Below are 22,605 nucleotides of genomic sequence, written 5' to 3'. Positions count from 1 at the left end.
GTTTGCGGGCCGGTGCGGGTAGCGGAACCTGAGGCGGCCCCTCGCTCCGGGATCGCCTCCTCATGATCGCCAGGTCACCACGGAGGCGCTGTCCTCGCGAGGAACCGCCTCAGAACCCGCGGCGGTGCAAGCTGACGGCGCAGGAACAAGCGGCTCCGCCACTTGGAAACACAACCTAGGAGGTAACCGATGCACCCCAGCAAGATGCCCATCGTGGAGCTGCGGAAGGCCGCCGACGAACTGGCGGCGGCCGGGAAGCGGGTCAAGGTGCTGTGGCAGGAGAGCGAGTCGCTCGCGTTCATCGCCCGCGGCCGCGAGTACCGCAGCGAGTTCCACCTCAACCCGAGCGACGAGGTGATGTTCATGGTCCGCGGCTCGATGGACCTGCACTACCGCAAACCGGAGGGCGGTTCGGACATCGCGGTGATCCCGGAGGGGGCCACGATCTTCACCCCGACCGGTATCGCGCACTCGCCCCGGTTCGCGCCCGACGCGTTCGTGCTGGTGATCGAGCGGTTGCGGCGGCCCGGTGAGCTGGACCGCTTCCGCTGGTTCTGCCCGAAGTGCGACGAGTTCCTGCACGAGGAGGCCGTGCACGTCAGCGACTACCGCACGGATCCGGTCGCGGGCGCCTACCAGCGCTTCTACGGGGACGTGGACGCGCGGACGTGCAAGGCGTGCGGCACGGTCATGCCGGACGAGCGCCTGTGAGGCCCGCGGGCGAACTGGTCCTCGACGCGCTGCGGGCACACCCGGACCGGGTGGCGTTCGAACACGCGGGGACCGCACTGTCCTACCGCGACGCCGAAACCACGGTGCTCGGCCTGGTGGAGCTGCTGGCGAAGCTGCCACCCGAGGACACGGTGGTGCAGGTCCGGCCCAACGACCCGCTGCAGTGGCTCGTGAACGCCGCATGCTACGTCGCAGGCCGCCGGTCGGCCGGGATCCCGCCGGGAACGCTGGACGACGCCGCGCTCGCCGAACGGCTCGACCGGATCGGCCCCGCGACCATACTGTCCGATGTGGACATCCCGGCACCCGGCGGGCCGGTCGAGGTCGCGCCCGCGGACGTGGTGGTGCGGCTCGGGTTCACGCGCGGCACCACCGGCCCGGTCAAGGGCGTCGAGCTGACGAGCGGAGCGCTGGGCGCGGTCGCGGTCCTGCTCCGGGACACGCTGCCCTGGCCGGACCGGCCCCGGGTGCTGTGCCCGGAGCCGGTGTCCGGCGGCTTCGGCAACCTCGTGCTGCCGACGCTGCTGCTCGGTGGCACGTTCACCATCCCGGACGAGCCCGGTGTGGAGGCGCTGCTGGACGCCGTCGTCGCGTACCGGCCGACGGTGCTCCTGGCCATGCCGCCGACGTTCCGGGCGCTGCTGGACCACCCGCGAGCCGCGGGCGTCGACTGGTCGAGCCTGGAGCTGCTGATCTACAGCGGCACCTCGCTGACCGACGACGAGATCGACCGCGCGCACGCGCTGTTCGGCCAGGTGCTGTGCCAGGTGTTCGGCCAGGTCGAGGCGCCGAAGACGATCGCATACAGCACGCCGGCCGACCACCTCGGCCCGCACCGCTCGTCGCTGGGACGGCCGTTTCCCGGCATCGAGATCGACATCGACGAGGCGGGCGAGCTGTGGGTGCGCGGGCCGAACATCGCGCGCTCCTACGCGTTCCCGCCCGGTTCGCCGGTCCGTGACGGCCGGCTCCGCACGGGAGACCTGTGCCGTCTCGAGGACGGCTACCTCTACCACGTCGGCAGGGCGCGATGAACCGCCCGGTCGTCGACGTGCACACGCACGCCCTCCCGCTGCCGCTGCTGGACTGGCTGTCCGATCAGGGCCTCGCCGAGCGCGGCGACGGGGTGGTCCGGATCGACCCGGTGATCTCCGGGATGCCGCAGGGCGCGCCCATCCCGTTGCCCGCCGCCCAGTACGACGTGGACGAGCGGCTTGCCGACATGGCACGCACCGGCGTCACCCGGCAGCTCGTGTCGGTGCCGCCGTTCGTCACCTGCGCCGACGCGACCGACGAGGCGAGGGTCCTCGACACGGTCCGGTGCGGCAACGACACGCTCGCGGAGTTGCTCGCCGGGCACCGGGGCGTGCTCGATCCGCTCGGCCACGTGCCGCTCGGCACCGGGAAAGCCGCCGACGAAGCCCGGTACTGCCTGGAGGAACTGGGGTGTGCCGGCATCGCCATCGGCACCCGCGGGCTCGGCGCGGAGCTGGACGACCCCGTGCACGAACCGCTCTGGGAGTACCTGGCGGAGCGCCGGGCGTTCGTGTTCCTCCACCCCAACAGCACGCCCGGCGGCGCCCGTCTCGCCGACTACTGGCTGCCGCAGCTCGCCGGGTTCCCCATGGAGACCGCGCTCGCCGTGTCCCGGCTGGTCCTCGGCGGCGTCCTGGAACGGCACGACCTGCGCGTGTGTCTCGCACACGGCGGCGGCTGCCTGCCCGCCCTGCAGGGCAGGCTCGACCTCGGCTGGACCCGCAAGGCGGTCGCCCGCACCACCCCGCATCCGCCGAGTGCGTACCTGCGCCGTCTCTACTACGACACCGCCACGTTCTCGGCCCCGCTGCTGGGCAGGCTCGTCGAGGACTTCGGTGCCGGCCACGTGCTCGTCGGCACCGACTACCCGTTCGAGCTGGCGGACGCCGATCCACTCGGGACGGTCGACGCGCTGCGGCTGACGCGGCCGGACGCCGCGCGGATCGAGTCCGGCACGATCACCGCGTTGCTGGGCGGATCGGCGTGACGTCGGCAGTGCCGATGCCGTCGTAACCGTTGGCCAGCTCACGGGAGATCGACAGCGTCGCGAGCCGCAACGCCGGTTCGACCGCGGTCAGCGCCCTCGTGTGCGTGACGGTGTGCGACACCACCGACAACGCCGCGACCACCCGGCGGTCCGGCCCGAAGATCGGCGCCGCCACCGACACCGTGCCCAGCGACAGCTCCTCCGCGCACCGGGCGATCCCGGTCGCGCGGACCTCCTGCAGCGACCGCATCAGGATCCCCGGCATCACGATCGTGTGCGGCGTGTACCGCTTCAGGCCGGCGGCCAGCACGGACTCCTGCAGCTCCCGCGACGCGTGCGCCAGCAGCACCTTGCCCACCCCGGTCGCGTGCAGCGGCGACCGGCCGCCGACCCGGGAGACCACGTCGACCGAGCGGCGGCCCCACACCCGCTCCACGTACAGCACCTCGTCGCCGTCGAGCACCGCGAGGTGCACGTTCTCCGCGGTCGCCTCGTACAGGTCCTGCATGAACGGCAGCGACACGTCCCGCAGCGTGCGTGGCGCGGGGCAGAGCGCCCCCAGCTCCCACAGCCGCAGGCCGATCCGGTAGACGCCGTCCCGTTCCTTCTTCAGCGCACCCAGCTCGACCAGTTCGGTCGCGATGCGATGGACGGTCGACACGGGCATCCCGGTGACGGCCGCCAGTTCGATGAGCCGGAGCGCGGGCCGCTCCTGGGAGAACGCGTTGAGCAGCGCGAACACCCGGCCGGCCACCGTGCGGCCGGTGCTCGCCTCGCGGGGAACGCTCATGATCGGCACCGGTTCGGTCATGGCCGCGCCCACAGCGTCCGGCCGGGGTCCTGACCGGGTGATGCTACCCCGGACGACCCCGATCGTCGCAGGTCGAACGCGAGCACGCCGATCACGGCCGCCGCGACGACCGTCATCACCAGCGCGAGCGGACGCAAAGCCCCGATCGCCCCGACCACGCCGACGGCGAGGATGGCACCCACGTAGCGTGCCGACTGGAACAGTCCGGCGACCACCCCGGACATGCGTTCCGGCGCGCGTTCGTACATGAGGCGTTGCAGTCCGAGATTGCACAGCCCGTACGGGATGCCGAGCACGACCCCGTCGAGCACGATGAGCCACGCGGGTGTCCCGGGCCCGAACGTCGCGAGCGCGGCCACCCCGATCAGCAGCAAGCAGCCGGAAAGCGGCAACGTCCACCGGCCAGCCACACGACCACCTGCCACGGTCACCACCACGCTGCTCGCCGCGATCGGCATGACCAGCAGCCCGGCGGCCGCCGCGTCGTACCCGAGGGTGTTCTGCAGCCAAGACGGCAAGCCGTAGAACGCGCCGTAGTAGGCGAGGTTGAACAGCACGAACGTGCCGAGCACCGGCACCAGCCCGGGTGCGGCGGCGAGTGCGCGGACATCCACGAACGGCGCCGCCGCCCGCCGCTCCCACCACAGGAACCCGGTCGCCGCGACCACGAGCACCACGGCGGCCGGCCACGAGCGGCCGAGCATCAGGTCGAGCAACGCGACCACGGCCGCCGCGAACAGCAGCACGCCGAGCGGGTCCAGCGCGGCGCGGCGACCGGACCGCCGCTCGTCCGGCCCGATCGCCCGCCACGCCAGCACCAGCGCGACCAGCATGATCGGCAGGTTCACCCAGAACACGGCCCGCCACCCCGCCCACGCGGTGAGCAGCCCGCCGAGCACCGGCCCGACGGCACCCGCGGTCGTGTTGGCGGTGGCGACCGCCGTGAGCCGCCGCACCTCGCCGCTGCGGCGGATGACGAGCACCGCGCACGGGAACGCGGCGGACACACCCGCCGCCTGCACGCCGCGGCACAGCACAAGCACCGGCAGCGACGTCGCGGTGGTGGCCACGGCCGAGGCGACGGCGGCGACGGCCATCCCGGCGGCGAACAACCGCCGGGGCCCGATCCGGTCGGCGACCCGTCCCAGCACCGGCTGGCAGACGCACGCGGTCAGGTAGAACACGGTGACGACCCAGGTCGTCGTCCCGGGCGGCAGCGCGAACTCCTGACCGATCGGGGCGAGCGCCACCGCCACCATCGACGAGTTCAGCGGCGCCAGCAGCGTCCCGGCGAGCATCGCGGTGACCGCGATCCCGGTGCGCGTCATGCGGTCACGCGCAGCAGGAGCTTGCCCTCGACCTTGCCCGCGGCGAGGTCGCGGAGTGCCCGTGGCCCTTCCTCGAGCGGCAGCACGTCGTGCACGCGGTGGCGCAACCGCCCGGCGCCGGCCCAGTCGAAGATCACCCGCAGGTTCGCCTCGTGGACCGCGCGTGCCCGCCGCACGAACTCGCCGAAGAACACGCCCACCACCGACGAACCCTTCACGAGCGGGATGTTCAGGCCCACCCGCGGGATGTCACCGGACGCGAACCCGACCACCAGGTACCGGCCCGCCCACGCGACGGCACGCACCGCGGCCTCGCCCACCGCACCGCCGACCGGGTCGAACACCACGTCCGCGCCCCCGCCGGTCAGCTCCTTGATGGCGGCCTTGGCGTCCGTGCCGCCGTAGGAGAACGTCTCGTGCGCGCCGTACCGCAGTGCCCCGTTCGCACGTTCCGCCGTGGACGCACCGGCGATCACCTTCGCGCCGAGCAGGTTCCCGACGTCCACCGCGGCCGAGCCGACCCCGCCCGCCGCGCCGAGCACGGCGAGCGTCTCGCCGGGTCGCAGCCCCGCTCGCTGAACCAGCGCGTGGTACGCGGTCGAGTAGGTCACCAGGATCGCCGCCGCCTGCTGGTCGGTGACGTGCTGCGGCAGGACGGTGACCCGGTCCGCGCGCACCACCACGGCCTCGCGCGCGCACCCGTACTCCTCGTTCCCGGCGACCCGGTCACCCACCCGCACCGACGTCACCCCGGCGCCCACCGCGACGACCGTGCCCGCGTACTCGCTGCCGGGAGAGAACGGCGGTTCCGGCCGCACCACGTGCGTGCCCGCGACGACGAGCGTGTCGTGGAAGTTCAACCCGATGTGGCTGACCGCGACCACCACCTCACCCGGCCCGGGGCTCGGCGACGGCACGTCGAGCACGTCCAGCTCGCCGAGGCGCGTGCACACGAGAGCGCGCATCAGGCCACCACGCCCGCGGCGAGGAACCCGTCGACCTCGGACTCCGAGAACCCGGCGGCTCGCAAGACCTCGCGGGTGTGCTCGCCGAGTTCCGCGGGTGCGGTGCGGATGCCGGGCAGTTCGCCGTCGTAGCGGACCGGGTGCCGCAGGACCGTCGCCGGTTCACCGTCCACGTCGAACTCGGCGAGCAGCCCTTCCGCGGTCACCTGCGGATCGGTGCGCACGTCGTCGTAACCGGCCACCCGCTCGAACCAGAAACCCCGGGGCCCCAGGCGTTCCGCGACCTCCGCGTAGGTCATGGCGCCCAGCACCTCGGCCACCGCCGCGGTGTACTCGTCGCGCTTGGCCCGGCGCGCCTGCTGGTCGTAGGCCGCCAGCACGGGGGAGCCGAGCGCGTCACCGAGTTCGTCCACCGCGCCGTGCACCGCGATCACGACCGACGCGTCCCGCAGCCGGTACACGCCGTACGGCGCGTCGATCGACCAGCACGCCAGCTCGTCCGGGCGCGCGAGGTCCGCGGCGGTCCGCCTGCCGGAGAAGTACAGTGCCAGCGACTCGGCCTGCAGGTCGAGCCCCGCGCCGAGCAGGCTCGACTCGACCCGCGTGCCCGCACCGGTGGTGAGTTTGCGGGCGTAGGCGGCCAGCACGCCCATCGCGAGCAGCGCCGCGCCGTGGTGGTCCACGACGGGGGTGCCGGCCGCGGTCGGCCGGTTCCCGGTCACGTCGACGAGCCCGGTCCGGGCCTGCACGAGCAGGTCCACACCGGGACGACCCGCCATCGGGCCACGGGAGCCCCAGCCGCTGGCGGAGGCGTAGATGATGTCCGGTTTGATCGCCCGGACCGCCTCGTAGCCCAGCCCGAGCCGGTCCAGCGCGCCGTCCCGGTAGTTCTCCAGCAGCACGTCGGCCCGCTCGATCAGCGGGCGGAGCACGGTCAGCGCGTCCGGGTGCTTGAGGTCGACGACGATCGACCGCTTGTTTCGGTTCACCGACAGGAACGTGACGCTGCGCCCGGCGAGCCGGATGCCACCGCTGCCCACCCGCCGCTCCCACGACCCGCCGGGTGGCTCGACGGTCACCACGTCGGCGCCGAGGTCGGCGAGGTACTGTGCGGCGGCGGGTCCCTGGACGAAGTGCGCGAAGCTCAGCACCGTCATCTGGTCGATCATGCGGCCTCCCTGCGGCAGTGGTCCGCCGACCATAGGAACGCCGGATGCCCAGGCCCTACGACCCGTTTCCGGTGAACGGAAACGGACGGCCCGTTCGCGGCCCGCGGTCCGGCAGGCTGTCCACATGGCACGGCTCAGGCTCCCCGGATGTGTGGTCGAGTGCGCGGTCGTCGGCGACGGGCCCGCGGTCCTGCTGCTGCACGGATGGCCCCAGACGGGGTACGCGTGGCGGCACGTGGTTCCGCTGCTCGCCGACCGGTACACGGTCGTGGTCCCCGACCTGCCCGGCTTCGGCGCCAGCTCGCGGATGACCGGCGGGTACGACAAGCGGTCCGTGGCGGAGGTGGTGCACCGGCTGATGACGTCGCTGGGGTTCGGGCGGTACCACGTCGTCGGGCACGACGTCGGCGGTCAGGTCGCGTACCCGCTCGCGGCGCTGCACGGGGACGCGCTGCTGAGCCTGACGTTCGTCGAGGCGGGCATCCCCGGACTGGGGGACAGCCTCGCCGCGGCGAACCCGCTGACCGGCGGGTCGTGGCACTTCGGGTTCAACATGGTGCCCGACCTGCCCGAGTTCCTGCTGGCCGGGCGGGAACGCGGCTACCTGGAGTTCATGTTCCGCCGCGACTCGATCGGCCTGTACGTCACGGACGCCATCGACGACGTGGACCTGGACGTCTACGCCCGCGCCCTGGCCGCACCCGGTGCGGTGCGCGCGACCATGGGGTACTACCGGGCGCTGCTCCAGGACGTCGAGGACAACCGCGCGTTCTGCGCCGCTGGACCGGTCACGGTGTCCACACTGGTCGTCGGCGCGCGGTACGGTGTCGGGCTCGGGTGGCTCGACACCGTCGAGGCGGCGGCGTCGGACGTGTCGTCGTGCTGGGTGGAGGACTGCGGGCACTACGTGCCGGAGGAACGTCCCGCCGAGCTGGCCGGCATCCTGGTGGAGAGGTGGGAGTCGTGACCGATGTGGTGCTGATCCACGGTGCGTGGCACGGCGCGGGGCACTTCACGGCCCTGGCCGCGGCACTGACCGCGCGCGGGCACCGGGTGCTGGCGCTGGACCTGCCCGGCCACGGCACGCGGGCCCGGTTCCCGGCGAGCTACCTGACCAGGGACACCGCCGCCCTGCGCACCGAGCGGTCGCCGCTCGCGGACCTGACCTTGGACGAGGTGGCGACGGACGTGATCACGGCCCTGCGCCGCCGGTCCGTGCTGGTGGCGCACAGCATGGGCGGCACGATCGCGACCCGCGTGGCGGAACTGGCCCCGGAACGGGTGGCACAACTGGTGTACGTGGCGGCGTTCGTCCCGACCCGGCTCGGCACCGCGGGCGCCTACCTGGCACTGCCGGAGGCGAAGACCGCACTGGGCGGCGGCCTGTACCTGGGCGATCCGGCGGCCATCGGCGCGGTTCGCATCGATCCGCGCAGCACCGACCCGGCATACCTGGCGGAACTCCACGCCGCGTACTTCTCCGGAGTGGACAGTGCGGACTTCCACGCGCTGGCCGCGCTGCTCAGCCCGGACCAGCCACTGTCGTTCCTCAGCACCTCGACGGGTGCGGCCGCCGAGCGGTGGGGCCGCGTCCCGCGGACGTACGTGCGCACGACAGCCGATCGCGCGCTGCCGGTCGAACTGCAGGACGTGATGATCCGCGACGCCGACGACCTGGCCCCGGCGTTCGAGCAGGTCACCCTGGACGCCGGACACGCGGTCTTCGCGACCCACGCGGACCGGCTGGCAGGCCTAGTGCACTGACCGGTTGGAGATGGTCGAGGCAGCCGGGTGTGATGCAGCTGCGGCGCAGCCCGAGGGCGGTGCAGGAACGCAGCGACGGGTAGACGTAGCCGATACCGCGGCCGCGGACCCGCTCGCTGCGGTGGAGGCGGCCAACCCGGCCGCGCCCTCCTCCCGGTGCCGCGTCACCTACTTGAAGGACCTCCAGGACTGGAGGTGGATGCGTCGCAACACCCACTCCGGCCGGAGGTCCTCCCCACAACCAACCTGACAGCCGTCCACAACCTCGCGAGTCACAACGCCTGGTGCACTGACCGGCGCCCGGGAACCGCGGCGAGCAGTTCGCGGGTGAACGCGGCCGCCGGCGCGGCCAGCACGTCCGCCGTCGGGCCCGATTCCACGACGCGGCCGTTCCGCAGCACCACGAGGTGGTCGGCGGCGGACGCGACCACCGCGAGGTCGTGCGAGATCAGCAGGTACGCCAGCCCGTGCCGGTCTCGCAGCCGCCGCAACAGGTCCAGGATCTGCGCGCGCGTCACGGCGTCCAGCGCGGACACCGGCTCGTCGAGCACGATCAGGTCCGGCCTCGACGCCAGCGCACGCGCGATCGCCACGCGCTGCCGTTGCCCACCCGACAGCGCGGACGGCCTGCGCGAGACGTACGAGGTGGGCAGCCCGACGTCCGCGAGCAACTCGAGCACCCGCCGCCGCCGTTCGGCCCCGCCGATGCCCCGCAACGGTTCCGCGACGATCCGGCCGACACGCCACCGCGGATCCAGCGAACCGAACGGGTTCTGCGCCACGAACTGCACCCGGCCACGTCCGGCCACCGGCGGCGTGCCCGCCACGAGCACGCTGCCGCCCGCCGGCTCGGTCAACCCGGTGACGACCCGCGCGATCGTCGACTTCCCGGACCCGGACGCACCGACGAGCCCGAGTGCGCCCGCCCTGCCCAGCGTGAACGACACACCGTCCACGGCGACGGTCCCGCCGAACGACTTGCGCAGGTCACGCACCTCCAGCAGGGGTTCGGCCACCGGCGGCCGTGCGGTCCGGGGACGCGGTGCCGAGTCGAGCAACAGGCGGGTGTACGGGTCCCTCGGGTCGCCGAGCACAGCCGCCGTCGGGCCCTCCTCCACGATGCGGCCACCGGACATGACGGCCACCCGGTCCGCCCGGTCGGCCGCGACGCCGAGGTCGTGCGTGACCAGCAGGACGCTCGTGCCGTCCGCCGCCACGGAGGCGAGCAGGTCCAGCACGGTCTTCTGCACGGTCGTGTCGAGTGCCGACGTCGGCTCGTCCGCGATCAGCAACGCGGGCCGGCCCGCGAGCGCCATCCCGATCAGCACCCGCTGCCGGTAGCCGCCCGACAACTGGTGCGGGTACGCGGCGAGCACCCGGTCCGGATCGGGAATCCCCACGCGCGCCAGCTCCGCGGCCGGGTCGGCCGGGTTCCCGGTCAACCGCAACGCTTCCGCGACCTGCGCGCGCACGGTCATCAGCGGGTTGAGCGCGGTCCCCGGGTCCTGCGGCACGAACCCGATCCGCCGCCCGCGCAGGTGCCGCCACCGGCGGTCCGGGAGCCGTTCGACGCGTGTCCCGTCGAACGTGATCTCGCCACCAACCCGCGCCGTCGGCGGCAGCAGGCCCACCGCGGCGTGCGCGAGCGTCGACTTGCCCGACCCGGACTCGCCGACCACGGCCACCACCTGGCCGGCGGGGACGGTGACGTCCGCGCCCGTCACAGCGGCGTCGCGTCCGTAGTGGACGGTCAGGTCCCGTACGGTCAGCATCGGTTCTCCGATCGCAACGTGTGGCCGAGGTGGTTGACTGCGAGCACCACGGCCACGATGACGAGGCCAGGCAGCGTGGTGAGCCACCACGCTGAGGCGAGGAAGGGGCGGCCCGCCGCGATCAGCGAGCCCCACTCCGGCTCCGGCGGCGGGGCGCCGAACCCGAGGAACCCGACCGCCGCCACCGTGAGGATCGCGTTGCCCAGCTCGAGTGCCGCCAGCGCGGCGACCGGGCTCGCCGCGTTCGGCAGCACGTGCGTCATCAGCGTCGTGTTCCTGCCGGTGCCGCACACGGCGGCCGCCTCCACGTACCCGGCACCGCGGACCCGGACGACCTCGGCTCGCATGATCCGCGCGAACACCGCGGCCGCGGACACCCCGACGGCGATCGCCACGTTGCCCGTGCCGGGACCGAGTACGGCGACCACCATCAGCACGAGCAGGAACGACGGCACCGCGAGCAGCACCTCCACCGCCCGCATCACCACGTCGTCGAGGCGACCCCGCGCGGTGCCCGCCACCAGTCCGAGCAAAGACCCGGCGAGCACCGCGATGCCCACCGCGAGGACGGCCGCCGACAGCGACGCCGCCGATCCGTGCACCACTCGCGCGAACAGGTCCCGTCCCAGTTCGTCGGTGCCGAAGGGGTGAGCGGCACCGGGCGGCCGCAACCGTTCGGCGATCGCACCCCGCACCGGATCCGCCGCGGTGAACAGCCCGGGCGCCAGCGCGGCCGCCACGACCACCACCAGCACGGCAACGGCCGCCAGTACGCCGGGTCTGCGGAACATCACCCGCGCTCCCTCGGGTCGACCAGCGGGTGCAGCAGGTCCACGGCGAGCGCCAGCACGGTGACGAGCGCGGTCGTGACCACCACCAGCCCTTGCAGCACCGGCAGGTCCCGGGTCGTCACCGCGGTCTCCACGAGCCGGCCGAGCCCGTTGCGCGCGAACACCGTCTCCACCACGACCGAGCCGGACAGCAGCCAGCCTGCCAGGAGCGCCACCATGGTCAGCGCGGGCATCGCGGCGTTGCGCAGCGCGTGCACCGACACCACCCGCGCCACCGACGCGCCCTTCGCACGTGCGGTGCTCACGTAGGGCTGCCGCATCTCCGCCAGCAGCCGCACCGACAGCACCTGCGCCACGAACGCCGACGACGGCACGGCCAGCGTCACCGCGGGCAGCACGAGCCCCGCCGGCCCGTCGCCGCGAGCCGGGAACAGCCGCAACCCGAACGAGAACACCTGCAGCAACACCAGGCCGAGCCAGAACGTCGGCATCGACAGCGACAGCCCCGGCAGGCCACCGAGCAAGCGGCGCAACCACGGCCTGCCGGTGTGCGCGGCCAGCCAGGCGATCACGAACCCCAGCGGCACGGCCAGAAGCAGCGCCGCGCCGGCCAACGCCAGCGTCCTGGGTGCCGCGTCGGCGATCGTCGCGCCGACTCCGCGGCCGGTCTGGAACGACGTGCCGAAGTCACCGCGCAGCGCGTGCCACAGCCCGTCGGCGTACCTGACCCACGCGGGCCGGTCCAACCCGAACTCGGCACGCAGCGCGGCCACCCTCGCCTCGTCGACCGCGTTCTCCGGACCGATCATGATCCGCACCGGGTCGGCGGGCAGCAGGTGGAACGCGGCGAACGTCAGCGTGTAGGCAGCCAGCACCACGACGGCGGCCTGTCCGACCCGCCGCAGGACGAACCGGCGCACGGTCAGCCCCTGACGTCGAGGAGCACGCTGCCCGGCTCCACGTCCTGGCCGGTCCAGAGCACGACGTTCCCCGGCCGCAGCCTGCCCAGCAGCGCCAGTGTCAGCGCGCGCTGGCCGCCGGTCGGGATGAGCCCGCCGTCGGGCACGGCGACCACGCCGTCCTCCCGCAGCACCGCACACCCCGACCACGTGGCCGTGTCCGAGGTGGACGTCCGTTGTGGACCACTCGGCCGCGCGGCGTACCGGTGTCCGCGCAGCGCCTGCCCGAGGTCGGCCGTCCACTCGTGCCCGTCGAAGCCCACGACGAGCGTGAGCGTGCGGGTCCCCGCCGGTCCTGGCGGACCGGGGACGAGCCGGTCGGACAGGCTGACCACCTCGACCTCACCCGCCGCCTTCGCGGGCGCGGACAGGGCGGCGGTCTCCTGGCCCGTGGCGGGTACGAAGAACGCGACGTCCTCCGGCACGAGCGTGCCCGCGCGGTAGGTCAGCAGGTACGCCGGGCCGAGCACCGGCCCGTCCAGCGCGACCGGCGGCAGCACCACCGCACCGTCGTGCTGGAACCCGTACGCGCCGTCGGCCCGTGCGCCGGCGACGACCTCGGCGGCGAACCGCACGATCGCCTCGTGCGCGATGCGACGGGTCATGACCTGGACCGCGAACCAGTCACGGGCGTCCTGCAGGCGGGTCAGCCCGTCGGGCCCGGCGAGCACCGGCACCTCGGCCGGGTTCGTGAACGGGATCAACGCGTCCCGCAGCAGCACGAGCTGCCACAGCCACTCGTTGTACAGGTTGCGCGCCGGATGCAGCTCCGGCCCGCCGATGAGCCTGCGGACCACCGGCGGGATCCACGAGTAGCCGACGCAGCTGCTGTGGATGTCGGCGGGACCAGTCTGTCGCGGTGGCGGTGCGTCCGCGACGAGGTCCAGCACCAGTGCCGACACCGCGTCGGCGTTCGCGGCCAGTTCGCCGCGCACGCCCTGGTCGACGAGTCCCGCGTCGAGGCGGAGGGTCGCGTAGGGACCGGAGGTGGCCAGGCACGCGGCGAGGCCGGCGACGAAGTCGGCCCTGGTCTCCTCCCCGCCACCGGCGGCGTCGACCGCCGCGTCCAGCAGCGACCGTGCCGCCGCGACGAACGAGGCGGCGGTCACCGCGCGCCCGTCACCGAAGTCGTGCCACGTCATGCGTCCACCTCCGCGTCGGAGAAGATCGGACGGCCCGAACCGTCCAGCCGCACCCCGGACACCCGGGGTGCCAGACCGATCGACGAGGCCTGTTCGAACAACGGGATGCCGTGCCCGCCGGCGAGGATCGCCTTCGCGGCCGTGTCCACGGCCCGTGCCCGCTCCTCGGGGGCGAGGACGGTGGCGATCGCCGCGATCGCGGTGTCCAGCTCGTCCGGTGCGTTGCGGCGCAACGGGTTCGCGCTCGCCACCGGGTACAGGCTCGCCAGCACCGCCGGGTCGCCCCGGGTGACGGCCCAGGACACGAAGTCGTAGTCACCGGCGCTCTGGCGTGCGCTGTTGGTGGCGTCGTCCAGTGGTGTGACGCGCAGCTCGATCCCGACCTCGGCCAGCTGCTGGGCCATGAGCTGGTAGACCGCGCCGTACCGTTCGGTCGCCGAGTACACCAGCGTGAACGACACCCGCACGCCGTCCGCGCCGGGTCGCAGCCCCGCCGCGTCGAGCAGGCGGACCGCCTCACGCCGGTCGGAGGCCAGGTCCCGCGACCGGTCGGCGTAGCCGGGCGTGGTCGAGGCGAGGACGTCGGTCGCCGGGCGCTCGCCTGCCGACAACAGCGGCGCGAACTCCGCGCGGTCCAGCGCGAGGCCCACCGCGCGGCGCACCGCGGGATCACGCAACGCCGGCCGCGATTCGTTGGGCAGCAACGTGTACACGACGCCGGGCCGGGTGCCGGTCAGCAGCCGGGGACCCTCGCCATCGCCGCCGAACGACGCTTCGTCCTGCTGGAGAACCTGCAGGTCGGCGTCGAGCTGACCGGAGACGAGGCTACCGTGCCGTGCGCTCGGATCGGTGACGATCGCGAAGACCAGCGTGCGCACCCGTGGGGTGCCCTGGTGCGTGGCCAGGTCGCTGGCCCAGGCGTAGCCCTCGCGCGCGGTGAGCCGCACCTCCTCGTTGAGCGCCACCGCGTCGAGCACGAACGGGCCGGAGCCGGTGAGCGTGCCCGCGCACCGCTTCTCCGGGGTCTCCGCCAAGGTCGCCGGCGAGAGCATGCCGAGCGTCACCATGGACGTGGCCTGCAGGAACTGCGCGCTCGGGGTGTCGAAGCGCACCTCGACGGTGCGCGGGCCGGACGCGGTGGCGCCCGCGTACCCGGCGAGGTAGGTGGCGCCGAGCGGGGACCGGGCGCCGAGCGCGGCCACGTCGTCGAGGTTGGCGACGACCGCGGCGGCGTCCAGCGGGGTGCCGTCGCTGAAGGTCACACCGTCGCGCAAGGTGAACGTGAACCGCGTGGCCCGCTCGTCGACCGTCCACGACTCCGCCAGCCACGGCACGGTCTCGCCGGTCTGCGGGTCCTGGTCGGTGAGCGAGTCCACGAACTGGCGGGACACCTGGAGGTTCGGGGTCTGCGGGGTCTGATGTGGATCGAGGCAGCCGATCGGCGCGGCGAGGCCGGCCCTGAGCGTGGCCGGCGGGCCGTTCTCGGCGGTGCCGGTACCGCAGGCGGTGAGCACGGCCGCCCCGCACAGGAGGAGGGAGGTTCGTCGTAGCACGGGCCGAGTATGTGTGCCGGAATCGTCGCGGCCGGGCCCGCGTTTTCACTCTCCGGAAAGCGTTCACGGAGTGGGACGACGGCTGCCGCTGTCGGACCGCGTGTTAGTTTCCGCGCGGAGTAGGGGAAGGGAGCGCAGCGATGCCGCCTCGAAGTGTCGCCGCCCGCGTGCTGTCGGTGCTGGACGCGGTGGAGCGGGCGTCCGGGCCGCTGCAGGTCACCCAGATCGCCGCCCGCACCGGGCTTCCCGTCGCGACGGCGTGGCGGATGGTGCGGGAGCTGACCGAGTGGGGTGGCCTCGAACAGCAGGCCGACGGCCGCTACCGCCTCGCGACCCGGGTGTGGGCGATCGGCAGCTCCGCCCCGTGCGTGCGCAGGATCCAGCGCGACACGTCCCGCCACATCCGTGAGCTGGCGACGGCGACCGGCAGGACCGCCTACCTCAGCGTGCTCGACCAGGACGAAGCGCTCGTCGTCAGCCTCGCGCACGCCGGTCGTGGCGCGCCGGAGGTGCACGAGGGCAGCAGGCTGCGCGCGGACGCTTCGTCGGCTGGATTGTTGTTCAGCGCGTTCGACGGCCCCGACGGCAATCCCGTGCGGGACGGGCGGATCGCGGTGCACCGGGACATCACGGGCCGTTCGTCGATGTCCGCGGCGATCACCGACAAGGCCGGTGCCGTGGTGGCCGCGCTGACCCTCGCCGGCGGCCGGGGCGAGGCGTGGCAGCGACTGCGGCCCGCGCTCGTCGACGCCGCGCGGACGGTCCGTTTCAGCATCTACCGCGACGAGCTGCTGGCGTAGTCACGATTTCCGTCGAGCGGGGGCGGATCGGCGAGGTCCGTGGCCGCCGTGCACCGTGTACCAGTCCAGCGCCCCGGCGTAGCGGACGTGGGCGACGAGGTCGCCGTTGCTGTCGCAGGTGGTGCGCAGTTCGACGTGTGGCCCTTGGTGGTGAAGTAGCACCTGTCGTTCCGGTAGTAGGCGCCGCCGGCGCAGTTGCGGTTCGTGCCGGTGCATGACCGGAATGCGGTCTTGCCCGCGGGTTTCGCACCACGTGGAAAGGCCCCCGCCCGGCGGCGAACCGGACAGGGGCCTGTGGCGCAATCGCTTAGCCGTCGGACTCCGAGGACGGGATGTAGGCGCCCGGAACCTGCTCCGGGGCGTAGATCCGGTCCTCACCGGGGTAGGGCTGGGCCCACCCGTGCGTCTGGTACCACGTGAAATGGTCCATCTGCGCGGGGTTGGCGTAGTCCGGCACGGCGTCCGGCCCGGTCAGGCGCTGGTGCGTCTGCCACTCCGCCCACTGCGCCGCCACCTGCTGCTTGTCCGCCGGCACCGCCTCCGACGCGACGGCCGCGGCGGTGGCGTTCTGCGGAGCGGGCACGTCGGCGCCGCACGGGGGCGGCGTCTTCAGGCCCGCGGTGAGCGAGGTCCGGTTGGGCAGTGCGGTGAACGGCGTGAAGTCCGGCGTCTGGGTGAACGCCCCGCTCATCGGCGTCGCCGCGCTGTCCTTCTGGTTCATCGGGTGGATCCCGAGGATCTGCTCGATGGTGCGGATCATCGTGATCTGCGAGTAGTAGCGGCTGTCGACCACGCCGTGCCGCGCCCACGGGCTGATGATCTGGATCGGCGCCCGGTGACCGTCGACGTGGTCGAGCCCGGCCTGCGAGTCGTCCTCCACGACGAAGATCGCCGAGTCCTTCCAGTACGGGCTGTGCGAGATCGTGTCGACGATCTCGCCCACCGCGGCGTCGTTGTCCGCGACCTGGGCGGCGCCGTTGGGCGGGCCACCGGTGTGGTCGCTGGACAGCCAGAACATGTTCAGGTTCGCTGGCCCGTTCTGGGCGAAGTCACGCTTCCAGATCTCGGCCCGGTAGATGTCCGGCACACTGGTGTCGAACTTCGGGAACCCGTGCACCGACACGTCGTTGAGCGATGGGATCGGCGAGGACGACACCATCGGGTAGGCCGTGTTCTGGCCGGTCGCCTGCATGTTCCTGGTGTCGCAGTACAGGTTCTGCCAGGTGGCGCCCGCGGGCTTGGTCAGGAACTGCTGGAACTCGCCGAAGTTGCGCACCGACTTCCCGGCCGCCTGGGCGCCCGACCAGATGAAGCCCGTCCGCTGGTGCCCGAGCGCGTCGTCCTCGGTGTCGTAGCTGCGGGCGTACTCACCCGCCGAGGACTCGGTGTACTCCGGGTTGTCGGCCTGCATCAGCCAGTTGTGGCCCTCGGCGGAGTTCGTTCCGATGTCGTAGGTGTTGTCGTAGAGCCCGAACTGGCGGGCGAGCGCGTGCTGGTTCGGCGTCACGTTCTCGCCGAACTGCGCCAGCGCCGGGTCACCGTTGCCCTCCGGCATGTCACCGAAGACCTGGTCGTAGGTCCGGTTCTCCTTGACGATCAGGAACACGTGGTTGATCGTCGACGGCTCGCCGAGCTTCTGCGGCACCGGCACCGGGGTCTTGCTGCCGTTGTCCTTGGCGAGCTGGACCGAGTTGCCGATCCACCCGTTCTGCTGGAAGACCTTCGCCGTGTAGCCGTGGATCGCCGCGTCGCCGGGCAGCTGGAACTTCTGCAGGCTGGCGGTGGTGTCGTGGGTGGCGTGCCCGGCTGCGGTAGTCGGGCGGCGAGCGTCGATGCCGCGGGTGTTGGACACCAGCACGTCGTTGCCGACGGTCGTGATCTCGGCGGGGAAGTAGTCGGTCGGCAGCAGGCCGACGTAGCTGACCGGCTCGAGCGGGCTGGTGTAGCGGTAGACCGCGACCGCGTTGGCGCGGCCCAGCGTCACCAGCAGGTGCCCGTCGTCGGTGAGGGTCACCGCGTCGGGCTCGTAGCCCACCGATGCCTCCGGCCACGGCTGGGTGGCGATCGTCTGGACGACCTTGTCGCCGGTCGTGTCGATGACCGAGATGTCGTTGGTGGCGGTGTTGGTGACGAACAGCGCGCCGTTGCGGGCGTACAGGGCGGTCGGGTGCAGGCCGACGTCGACGCTGCGGGGCGCGGCCGCCGGGTTCGCGAGGTCGATGACGCTGACCGTGCCGGTGGTGGTGGCGCCGGTCGACGGGTCGGCGGGAACCTGGGTGTTGTAGGAATTCAGCGTCGGCTCGCCCGGCTGGGCCGGACGGCCGCCCTCGTTGCTGACGTAGAGCTTGGTGCCGACCTGCGCCAGGTCCCGCGGCGCGTTGCCCACGGTCCAGCTCTGCTGGATCGCGCCGGTCGCCGCGTTGATCGCGACCACCCGGTTCTGGCCGTTGACCGCGGAGTACACGGTGGACCCGTCGGGGGAGAACACGGCCTGCCCGACGAGCGCGTGCCGGGGGCCGTCCGCCGGGATGGGGACGAAGACCGGGTTGGCGACGCTGCCGTCCGGGTTCACGGTGAACCTGCGGTAGCCGTCGGTCTGGCCGAGCCACAGCTGCTTGCCGTCGGGCGAGTAGGTGGGGCCTTCCTGGCCCACGTCGTTGCCCGGGATGCGCAGGTTCGCCGCGGCGTTGTTGCCGACGAGCTGCTGCACCTTCCAGCTCTTGAGGTCCACGATGGACAGTGCGAGGCCGCCGTCGGTGATGGCGGCGGCGAGGTGCGTGCCGTCCGGGCTCACCGCGGACGACATGATCTTGCCGTTGTTCAGGACCAGGCGGTCGCCGATCGGGTCGATGTACTGGTCGGCGGAGACGACCTGGCCCCGGTCGGTGACCTGCCCGACCTGGTCGTCACCGAACTGCTGGGTCTGCGCGACACCCATCCCGGTGCCGGTGACGGCGAGCGCCAGGGTGGTGGCGCCGGCTGTCGCGAGCCGGGCGCGGCGGCCGGGCGCGCCGGACCGGCCCTGCTCGGCACGCCGTCTGCGGCGTGTCACCTGCATGGACTCATCCCTTCGTGGTGGTGGGGAGCAGTTCGACGTTGCCGTCGAACTGCCACAGGGGGTTCGGGGTGTCCCCGGTGGGGGTGTGCACCTGGAAGTAGCCGTTGACTTCCTTCGGTCCGTCGCCGTCGGCGACGAACCGGCCGTCCGGCGTCACATCGAGCTGGTAGATCGCGGCGCCGGTGGCCTCGATGCCGGGGAGGTGCCAGGAGACGACGCAACGCCAGTCGTTGCCGGGGCCTTCGGGGGCGACCAGGCCGTCGCCCTTGGTGCAGGCCGCCGTGGCGCCCAGCTGGTCCTCGGTCACGTCGGGCCGGTTGAGTTGCGCGGTCTGCAGGCGGTAGAGGTGGGCGAAGGCCGTGGCCACCGACCGCTGGAGCTTGTCCTGCCCGATGCCGGAACCCGCGGCGGGCACCGAGACCGCGACGGCCCCGACCGTCACGGCGAGGAGCCCGGCCAGCGGCAGCGCGCCCAGGGTGAGCGCGCGGCGGGCGGAACCGTCCTCGGTGAGGTTGGTGAAGTCCCGGCGCCGGAACACCAGGTACGCCAACGCGGTGGCCGCCACCGTCCACACCAGACCGATCGCGACGCTGATCAGCAGCGGCCCGAGCTGGGCGGGAGCGGTGAACAGGCCGTTCCAGGCGATGAAGGCGTAGGTGGGCAGGGCCAGGCGCACGGCGACCGGCAGCGGCAGCATCTGGGCCAGCCCCATCACCAGCGCGACGACCGCGGGCAGCAGCAGACCCATCGGCGACCGTCCCAACGCGACAGAACCGAGAAGGCCGATCGCGGCCAGCGCCAGGGTCGGGGCCAGCACGCAGACCCAGGAGAGGGCCACCTTCCCGGCGGCGTCCGCGGGAGCGAGCAGGTGGCCGTCGAGTCCGACCAGGCGACCGCCGCCGACCGCCAGGATCCCGCCGACGGCGCTGGACACCGCCATCCCGGCGACGAGCACCAGGATGACGGTGAGTGCGGCCAGCGCCTTGGCGGTGAAGATCCGCTGCGGCGACCGGACCGCCACCAGCAGGTGCCGCCAGGTCCCGAGGCGGTCCTCGGCGGCGAACACGTCGCCGGCGACCACCGAGGTCAGCAGGGGGAGCGCGTAGCTGCCCGCGAAGCCGAGCATCACCAGCGAACCCGCCCAGCCGGTGGCGTTCATCCACCGGCCGAAGAGGGTGTCCACGGGCAGCGAGCTCTGCAGGCTCACCGCCGCGACGAACACCGCGGGGGCGATCCAGCAGGCCAGGACCAGCAGGCGGATCCGCCACTGCGAGGTCAGCTTGACCAGCTCGAAGCGGTAGCCGCGCAAGACCGGGACCGGCTGGGCGGCGGGCGCGTCGGACACGGTCGCGGTCATCGGTGGGACTCCTGGTGGTCGGTGAGGGCGAGGAACGCGGCTTCGAGCGGCGAGACCACGGGGGCGAGTTCGCGCACCGCGATGCCCGCACCGACGAGGCGGACCACGAGTTCGTCGAGGGCGGGCACCGGGGCGCGCACAATGAGCGCGTCGCCGCTGTCCCGCGCCGCGTTGTCGGCGAGCCGGACGCCCGAGGTGGCGGCGGCGACGTCGCGCGCCGCGCGCGGGCCGGAGGTGCGCAGCCGGTAGTCGAGTTCCCGGCTCTCGGCCGCGAGCTTGCCCAGTGGGCCGGAGAAGACGACGCGGCCGGCGGCGAGGATGGTCACCTCGGAGCACAGCGCCTCGAGGTCGTCCATGCGGTGGCTGGAGAGCACCACGGTGGTCCCCTCGCCGGCCAGGCGGTGCAGGACGGCGTGGACGTGGTTCTTGCCCGCCGGGTCGAGGCCGTTGGACGGCTCGTCGAGCACCAGGAGCCGGGGTGCGGTGAGCAGGGCCGCGGCCAGCCCCAGCCGCTGGCGCATGCCGAGGGAGAACCCGCGGACCCGGTCGTCGGCGACATCGGTGAGCCCGACCTGGCCGAGCACGTCGTCGATCCCGGCTGTTCGCGTGTCGAGACCGCGGAGGCGGGCCAGCGCGGTGAGGTTCTGGCGCGCGGTCAGCGACGGGTACAGGCCGGGGCCGTCGACGAATCCGGCGACCCCGTGCGGCGCCGCCGGGGCAGGCGTGCCGAGGATCTCGAGGTCGCCCTCGTCGGCGACGGCGAGGCCCAGCAACAAGCCGAGCAACGTCGTCTTCCCGGCGCCGTTCGGGCCCACCAGGCCGTGGATCTGTCCCGGAGCCACATCCAGGTCGACACCGTCGAGCGCGACGATGTCCCCGAAGTACTTGCTGATCCCGCGAGCCCGGACAGTCTGCATGGGTTTTCTCAGCTCCTTCACAGCTCGGCCCCCGGAACTTAGGCACAGCAAATGACTCGGCCCGGCCCGCTGGATGAACGACGGCGAAACGCACGCTGACCGGCACGTCGCTAACGTCGATCGAGGACATTTCGGACTGGCTCGCGTGGCTCGTCCGAGGTGCCGGCGATTTCGATCTCGCAGGACCCGTGGCGGTTCAGATCACGGGCAGGGTCAATCGAGCTGCCGCCAAGCTGTTCAGAGGACGGGTTTTCTCGCGCACGGCCTGGAACCCGAGCCGACCGGCGTCACGCCGTCGGGGCGTAGCGCAGCGTCCCCGCGACGTCTCCACCGCCCGGCACGTCGTCGCGCCGGACTGCCAGCAGCCGGGCGCCGGAAAGCCAGGCGCGGCGCATGATCTCGTCCACGACGCTGCCAGGGCCCTCGGCTGAGAAGGTGACCTCGCCGAACTCGTCGACCTCGCCGGGCACCATGGCGTCGATGTCGACGAAGAGCGTCTCCACGGCGCCGCGGGTGGCGAACAGGGCCAGCTCGGCGACGTCGACCGAGGTCCGGCCCAGCTCGGAGCGGTCGGCGAAGGTGCGCTTCTCCTCCGCCAGCCGGTCGGCGTACCAGCCGTCGAGGACCTCGCGAGCCTGGGCGACCAGCTCGGCGTCGCCGCGGCCTTCCGGGTTGCCGTGCACGCTGCGCGGAACCAGGTCCGGATAGCCGCAGTGGGCGCGGAAGATGCTGTCGAGCGGCTCGGTCGCGGCGAGGACCAGCGGCACGCCCTGCCCGGGCAGCACGCCCCGCAGTGCGCTGTCCACCCGCCGGGCGAACTGCGCCATCCGCAGCTTCTGCCCCTCGGTGCCCTGCAACCGGCGGACCGGGGCGCGATCCTTGATCGAGGACTTGCCGACGGCACTGGCCACGTCGGTGGGCATGTCCGGCACCCGCACCTCGCGCGGAGGAGCGTCGGGCACTGCCTCCAGCAACCGGACCGACCCTTGCGCGAGCGCGAGCACGAACGCCGCCTGCGGGAAAGTCAGCGCGCGCATCAGCGGCTTGACGAAGAACCGGGTCCCGGTGACGACGGCCGGCTTGAGCCGGTTCGGCAGGCGGAAGCTGCGCAGCGCGGACGGGCACGCGAACACGGCGAGGCTGCGGGCCTGGTGCCGCCAGAACTCCTCGTCGTCGAGGACGTCGAGCTCCTCGGCCAGCCCCGCGAGGTCCTCCTTCCCGGCGTTCCCGAGCTGCGCCAGCGCCTCCCGGACCGCGTTCTTGTACGCGATCCGTTCCGCTTCACCCGACGAGGCCGGCGCGGTCTCCAGGTAGATCGAGACGGCGACCGGTGCATCGGCCTGCCAGAGCGAATCGATTTCCGGGCGGGTCGGGATATCGGTGTACAACGGCATTGCCCGATGGTTGCCGCTCGGGGTGACGCATCGGTACCCCGGCGGGCCGGGTTCACCCGCTGCGGGCGGT

At 72.9% G+C, this 22,605-nt stretch carries 19 protein-coding genes; 6 read left to right on the top strand and 13 right to left on the bottom strand.

Features of this window, described 5'->3' with window-relative positions; genetic code table 11:
* Positions 1 to 189: 189 nt before the first annotated feature.
* The 3 genes from L2C96_RS04060 to L2C96_RS04050 are packed head-to-tail and all read left to right on the top strand — an operon-like array spanning position 190 to position 2,755.
* Positions 190 to 711 (top strand): 3-hydroxyanthranilate 3,4-dioxygenase, encoded by a 522-nt coding sequence (locus L2C96_RS04060; RefSeq protein WP_237335172.1) that lies wholly within the window; start codon positions 190 to 192, stop codon positions 709 to 711.
* On the top strand, positions 708 to 1,766 hold the full coding sequence (locus tag L2C96_RS04055) for a class I adenylate-forming enzyme family protein (protein ID WP_237335171.1): 1,059 nt from the start codon (positions 708 to 710) through the stop codon (positions 1,764 to 1,766). Before L2C96_RS04060 ends, L2C96_RS04055 begins: the two co-directional genes overlap by 4 nt.
* On the top strand, positions 1,763 to 2,755 hold the full coding sequence (locus tag L2C96_RS04050; RefSeq protein ID WP_237335170.1) for an amidohydrolase family protein: 993 nt from the start codon (positions 1,763 to 1,765) through the stop codon (positions 2,753 to 2,755). The genes L2C96_RS04055 and L2C96_RS04050 overlap by 4 nt, the downstream gene beginning before the upstream one ends.
* On the opposite strand, the gene L2C96_RS04045 is transcribed toward L2C96_RS04050, so the two are convergent.
* Genes L2C96_RS04045 through L2C96_RS04030 form a run of 4 tightly spaced genes read right to left on the bottom strand, consistent with a single transcriptional unit; the run spans position 2,727 to position 7,028 of the window.
* The gene (locus L2C96_RS04045; RefSeq protein WP_231960848.1) at positions 2,727 to 3,545 is read right to left on the bottom strand and encodes an IclR family transcriptional regulator; all 819 of its coding nucleotides are present in this window, start codon (positions 3,543 to 3,545) and stop codon (positions 2,727 to 2,729) included. The two genes, L2C96_RS04050 and L2C96_RS04045, sit on opposite strands and share 29 nt — an antisense overlap.
* A 17-nt stretch (positions 3,546 to 3,562) precedes the next feature.
* The gene (locus tag L2C96_RS04040) at positions 3,563 to 4,894 is read right to left on the bottom strand and encodes an MFS transporter (RefSeq protein ID WP_237335169.1); all 1,332 of its coding nucleotides are present in this window, start codon (positions 4,892 to 4,894) and stop codon (positions 3,563 to 3,565) included.
* The gene (locus L2C96_RS04035) at positions 4,891 to 5,859 is read right to left on the bottom strand and encodes an NADPH:quinone oxidoreductase family protein (protein ID WP_237335168.1); all 969 of its coding nucleotides are present in this window, start codon (positions 5,857 to 5,859) and stop codon (positions 4,891 to 4,893) included. Before L2C96_RS04035 ends, L2C96_RS04040 begins: the two co-directional genes overlap by 4 nt.
* The gene (locus L2C96_RS04030; RefSeq protein ID WP_237335167.1) at positions 5,859 to 7,028 is read right to left on the bottom strand and encodes a CaiB/BaiF CoA transferase family protein; all 1,170 of its coding nucleotides are present in this window, start codon (positions 7,026 to 7,028) and stop codon (positions 5,859 to 5,861) included. Before L2C96_RS04030 ends, L2C96_RS04035 begins: the two co-directional genes overlap by 1 nt.
* Positions 7,029 to 7,152: 124 nt before the next feature.
* On the opposite strand from L2C96_RS04030, the gene L2C96_RS04025 reads away from it, so the two are divergent.
* Together L2C96_RS04025 and L2C96_RS04020 are read left to right on the top strand one after the other, a co-directional pair.
* Positions 7,153 to 7,995 carry an alpha/beta fold hydrolase gene (locus L2C96_RS04025; RefSeq protein ID WP_237335166.1) on the top strand — a complete coding sequence of 281 codons (843 nt, stop codon included), beginning with the start codon at positions 7,153 to 7,155 and terminating at the stop codon, positions 7,993 to 7,995.
* A complete protein-coding gene (locus tag L2C96_RS04020; protein WP_237335165.1) occupies positions 7,992 to 8,792 on the top strand; it encodes an alpha/beta fold hydrolase in 801 nt (266 codons plus the stop codon). Before L2C96_RS04025 ends, L2C96_RS04020 begins: the two co-directional genes overlap by 4 nt.
* Positions 8,793 to 9,064: 272 nt before the next feature.
* On the opposite strand, the gene L2C96_RS04015 is transcribed toward L2C96_RS04020, so the two are convergent.
* Genes L2C96_RS04015 through L2C96_RS03995 form a run of 5 tightly spaced genes read right to left on the bottom strand, consistent with a single transcriptional unit; the run spans position 9,065 to position 15,009 of the window.
* A complete protein-coding gene (locus L2C96_RS04015; RefSeq protein ID WP_237335164.1) occupies positions 9,065 to 10,564 on the bottom strand; it encodes an ATP-binding cassette domain-containing protein in 1,500 nt (499 codons plus the stop codon).
* On the bottom strand, positions 10,558 to 11,355 hold the full coding sequence (locus L2C96_RS04010) for an ABC transporter permease (protein ID WP_237335163.1): 798 nt from the start codon (positions 11,353 to 11,355) through the stop codon (positions 10,558 to 10,560). The genes L2C96_RS04015 and L2C96_RS04010 overlap by 7 nt, the downstream gene beginning before the upstream one ends.
* Entirely contained in the window at positions 11,355 to 12,275 is a 921-nt protein-coding gene (locus L2C96_RS04005; RefSeq protein WP_237335162.1) for an ABC transporter permease, read from the bottom strand. Before L2C96_RS04005 ends, L2C96_RS04010 begins: the two co-directional genes overlap by 1 nt.
* Before the next feature lie 2 nt (positions 12,276 to 12,277).
* A complete protein-coding gene (locus L2C96_RS04000; protein ID WP_237335161.1) occupies positions 12,278 to 13,456 on the bottom strand; it encodes a hypothetical protein in 1,179 nt (392 codons plus the stop codon).
* A complete protein-coding gene (locus L2C96_RS03995; protein WP_237335160.1) occupies positions 13,453 to 15,009 on the bottom strand; it encodes an ABC transporter substrate-binding protein in 1,557 nt (518 codons plus the stop codon). The genes L2C96_RS04000 and L2C96_RS03995 overlap by 4 nt, the downstream gene beginning before the upstream one ends.
* A gap of 140 nt (positions 15,010 to 15,149) precedes the next feature.
* Here L2C96_RS03995 and L2C96_RS03990 point away from each other — a divergent pair, with 140 nt between their 5' ends.
* Entirely contained in the window at positions 15,150 to 15,809 is a 660-nt protein-coding gene (locus tag L2C96_RS03990; RefSeq protein ID WP_237335159.1) for a helix-turn-helix domain-containing protein, read from the top strand.
* Positions 15,810 to 16,116: 307 nt separating this feature from the next.
* Here the strand turns inward: L2C96_RS03990 and L2C96_RS03985 are convergent, their stop codons facing one another.
* The 4 genes from L2C96_RS03985 to L2C96_RS03970 form a co-directional block, all read right to left on the bottom strand.
* Complete coding sequence (locus L2C96_RS03985; protein WP_237335158.1) at positions 16,117 to 18,867, bottom strand: bifunctional YncE family protein/alkaline phosphatase family protein; 2,751 nt, start codon at positions 18,865 to 18,867, stop codon at positions 16,117 to 16,119.
* 4 nt (positions 18,868 to 18,871) lie between these two features.
* The gene (locus L2C96_RS03980; protein ID WP_237335157.1) at positions 18,872 to 20,224 is read right to left on the bottom strand and encodes an ABC-2 transporter permease family protein; all 1,353 of its coding nucleotides are present in this window, start codon (positions 20,222 to 20,224) and stop codon (positions 18,872 to 18,874) included.
* Positions 20,221 to 21,141 (bottom strand): ABC transporter ATP-binding protein, encoded by a 921-nt coding sequence (locus tag L2C96_RS03975; protein WP_237335156.1) that lies wholly within the window; start codon positions 21,139 to 21,141, stop codon positions 20,221 to 20,223. The genes L2C96_RS03980 and L2C96_RS03975 overlap by 4 nt, the downstream gene beginning before the upstream one ends.
* Positions 21,142 to 21,428: 287 nt before the next feature.
* Entirely contained in the window at positions 21,429 to 22,535 is a 1,107-nt protein-coding gene (locus tag L2C96_RS03970; RefSeq protein ID WP_237335155.1) for a baeRF11 domain-containing protein, read from the bottom strand.
* Positions 22,536 to 22,605 lie beyond the last annotated feature (70 nt).

The organism is Amycolatopsis tucumanensis, assembly GCF_021654135.1.
In the GTDB taxonomy this organism is placed as follows: domain Bacteria; phylum Actinomycetota; class Actinomycetes; order Mycobacteriales; family Pseudonocardiaceae; genus Amycolatopsis_E; species Amycolatopsis_E tucumanensis.
This window is presented reverse-complemented; position numbering and strand designations above follow the sequence as displayed.